We start from the raw sequence: 3336 nt of genomic DNA, 5'->3' as shown, positions 1-3336 counted from the left end.
ATTTTTGGCACGCATAATGTCTGACTTTCTGCGTAAACTATCCGAAGTTAAAAATGGACAGAGAGATTTCACTCAAAGAACAAAAGAAACTAAGACGCAGGAAAATTCTGAAGACATGCGTTCCGATTGCCGTTGTTTCAGCCGGCGCCATATTCGCTTTATCCTCAATTGCCCCGTCGATGGACCGCAGCGGACTCGATTTCATCACTGCAGACACAGGCACTGTGGAGATGTCGGCTGACGCCTCGGGCAAAGTAGTTCCGGCTTATGAAATGACTATCACATCGCCGGTGTCCACAAAAATCCTTGAGATATATTGTCACGAGGGTGATGCAGTGGAGCGGGGACAGTCTCTGATGAAACTTGACCTTGCCGGAGAAGAGACAGAGCTGCAGAATCTCGCCAATCAGAAAATGATGAGGAACTACGACACCCGCCAGACAATACTTGCAAGCCGCACTTTTCTCACCAACCTTGAGATGAAGATAAAAGCGAAGGAGATGTCGGTGGAACGGCTTAAAACCGAGACCGACAACGAACGGAGACTCGACAGCATAGGTAGCGGTACGGGCGACCGCGTCAGAGAGGCGGAACTTGCCTACAAAACAGCCGTTCTCGAACTCGACCAGCTTCGCAAACAGCTCCACAACGAAGAGCTGAGTCATGCCGCGGCACGCAAAAGCAAGGAACTCGAAGAGGGCATAACGGCAAAGAACCTTGAGGAAAAACAGCGAATGCTTGATGACGCCCGCATCAAGGCTCCGGCAAACGCCACCGTGACGTATCTCAACTCGGCTTTGGGAACAAGCATCTCGGCAGGCGAGAGACTCGCCGTGCTTTCCGACCTCAACCATTTCAAGATCGCTGCGCAGATTCCGGAATCAAATGCCGACAAGATGGCTCTGGGTTCGGAAGTGAACGTAAAGGTGGGCAAGGAGACTTTCAGAGGAAGAATAGGAACAATCACTCCGCAGTCTAACAACGGCGTGATATCTTTCACCGTCCTGCTCGACGATGACAGCGACAAGCGTCTCCGTTCGGGAGTCAGGGCAGAGATAAACGTGCTTTACGACATAAAGGAGGAGGTATTGAGGATTCCGAACGGAACATATTATCACGGTTCGGGACAATACATTTTTTTCATAGACAACGGCGAGGGGCATCTGCTCAGACGCGAAGTCAGGCTCGGCGAGGGCAACTTCGACTATGTAGAGGTGCTTTCCGGACTCAGCGACGGCGACAGGATCGTTAAGAATGACCTCGCGGAATACAACAGCCGCAAGAAAATAAGACTCAGATAATCAGGCAACGCAGAAGTCGATTCGACATTCGTACGAAACACAGTCGCGATTCATGTGAAAACAATTAAACAACAACTAAAAAACAAACCATATGTCAATCATTAATCTTGAAGGTGTGGAAAAGGTTTACCGCACCAGTGAAATAGAGACAATAGCTCTTGAGAATGTTAACCTCAGGATTGAAAAAGGGGAGTTTGTAAGCATCATGGGACCCTCGGGATGCGGAAAATCAACCCTCCTCAACATCATCGGACTTCTTGACAAGGCAACCAAGGGGAAGGTGGAGATAATCGGCACCGATACCGAATCGCTCGGTGACACCGGACTTTCCCATTTCCGCAACGCCAACATAGGATTCGTGTTCCAGAGCTTTCATCTGATTCCCTCGCTGAACGTCGCCGACAATGTGGCTCTCCCCCTGCTCTATCGCAAGGACACAGGAGCCAAGGCACGGAAGGAGAAGATCGACAATGTGCTCGAACGCCTCGGCATCTCTCACCGAAAACGCCATTTCCCCTCCCAGCTCTCCGGAGGGCAGTGCCAGCGTGTGGCGATAGCCCGCGCAATCGTGGGAGACCCTGAAATTATCCTCGCCGACGAGCCTACCGGCAATCTTGACTCCAGAATGGGTGCGGAAGTGATGGAACTCCTGCATCAGCTCAACAAGGAAGACGGCCGCACAATCGTGATGGTAACACACAATGAAGAACAGGCGCGCATGACCGACCGCATTATCCATTTCCTCGACGGGCGCAGAATCGAATGAGAACGCTACTGCCGCCGGAAAGCTATTTTATCCACTTCACTTCCAACAGACAATTATGAACAATTACTTAAAACAGATATGGTATGAACTGCGCCACCAGCCGATGGTGACAATCACATCGGTAATGGGCACCGCATTCGCCATCTTCCTTATGATGGCGGTATTCATTACCTCCTCTCTCGACACGGTGCCCGTCGCGCCGGAAACAAACCGCCCCCGTCTTATGTTCGGACAAAACATACACATTAAATACGAAAAGGGCGAATCATCGGGTGGAATGTCATATAACACCGCAAGACGACTCTACGGAAATCTTGACGGCATTGAGAGGATTTCCTTTGCCAACAGCTGGGCTGACAATCTTGACGTGTCGGTAAAAGACGGCGACTGCGTGTCGCTTTTCGAAAAGAAGGTTGACGATGCATTCTGGGAAATATTCGATTTCACGTTCGTTTCGGGCAAACCGTTCGACAAGGCATCTGTCGATGCCCGTCTTAAAAAAGCTATAATCACAGAATCCGCGGCTGTAAGACTGTTCGGCAAAGCGGATGTGGCAGGCAAAGAGATAAAAATCAACCATGTGCCACACATAGTCCAGGGTGTGGTGAAGGATACGAGTCCGCTGTTAGTGCAAAGCTTCGCCAACATATACACCGTCTACGCTCCTGAGGAGCAGGATAATCTCTGGATCGACGGTTACGGAGGCGACACACAGGTGATTCTTCTCAAGGCGCCGGGGGTGAGCGACGAACACATCCGCAATCAGGTGAAAAGCCGATACGCCACATTCGCGTCGGTTCTGAAGAAGGAAGGGAAGCAGGTGGATTACCATCAGGCACCCTATACGGCGGAGACTGTCAATCTCGAATTCGGCTCAAACACCGATCCCGATCCCGACACACCCCGGAAACTGAGATACGCGGTCTATCTTATCCTTCTGATTCTCCCTGCAATAAATCTCAGCAGCATGACACGCAGCCGTCTGCGCCGCCGCGTGTCGGAAATCGGAGTCCGCAGGGCTTTCGGAGCGACAAAAGCCGGCATCATGAGCCGGTTCCTCGGAGAGAATCTCATTCTTACTTTCGCCGGAGGCATCATCGGTCTTGTACTCTGCCTCATATTCGTGGTCTTCTTTTCCAATCTCTTCATTTCCTATGGAGGGAAATTCGGCAACGATGACATAGCCGCCTCGACTCCTACAATCAACATGCTTCTGAATTTCAAAACTTTCGGAATCGCGCTGCTGTTCTGCCTTCTCCTTAATGTCGT

3 protein-coding genes are annotated in these 3336 nt (G+C 50.8%); all 3 read left to right on the top strand.

What is annotated here, in order from left to right:
• Positions 1 to 53 precede the first annotated feature (53 nt).
• The gene (locus JX312_RS10900) at positions 54 to 1301 is read left to right on the top strand and encodes an efflux RND transporter periplasmic adaptor subunit (protein ID WP_204458014.1); all 1248 of its coding nucleotides are present in this window, start codon (positions 54 to 56) and stop codon (positions 1299 to 1301) included.
• 91 nt (positions 1302 to 1392) lie between these two features.
• Complete coding sequence (locus JX312_RS10895) at positions 1393 to 2067, top strand: ABC transporter ATP-binding protein (RefSeq protein WP_204458013.1); 675 nt, start codon at positions 1393 to 1395, stop codon at positions 2065 to 2067.
• A 55-nt stretch (positions 2068 to 2122) separates the two neighbouring features.
• Positions 2123 to 3336 (top strand): ABC transporter permease (locus JX312_RS10890; protein ID WP_204458012.1); only part of this gene is annotated, 1214 nt, incomplete at its 3' end.

It is taken from the genome of Barnesiella sp. CU968 (assembly GCF_905219685.1).
GTDB classification, from domain to species: Bacteria; Bacteroidota; Bacteroidia; order Bacteroidales; family Muribaculaceae; genus Lepagella; species Lepagella muris_A.
This window is presented reverse-complemented; position numbering and strand designations above follow the sequence as displayed.

Coding starts and splice junctions, on each gene's coding strand:
- JX312_RS10900 (WP_204458014.1), top strand. CDS start 54: ATGGACAGAGAGATTTCACTCAAAGAACAAAAGAAACTAAGACGCAGG.
- JX312_RS10895 (WP_204458013.1), top strand. CDS start 1,393: ATGTCAATCATTAATCTTGAAGGTGTGGAAAAGGTTTACCGCACCAGT.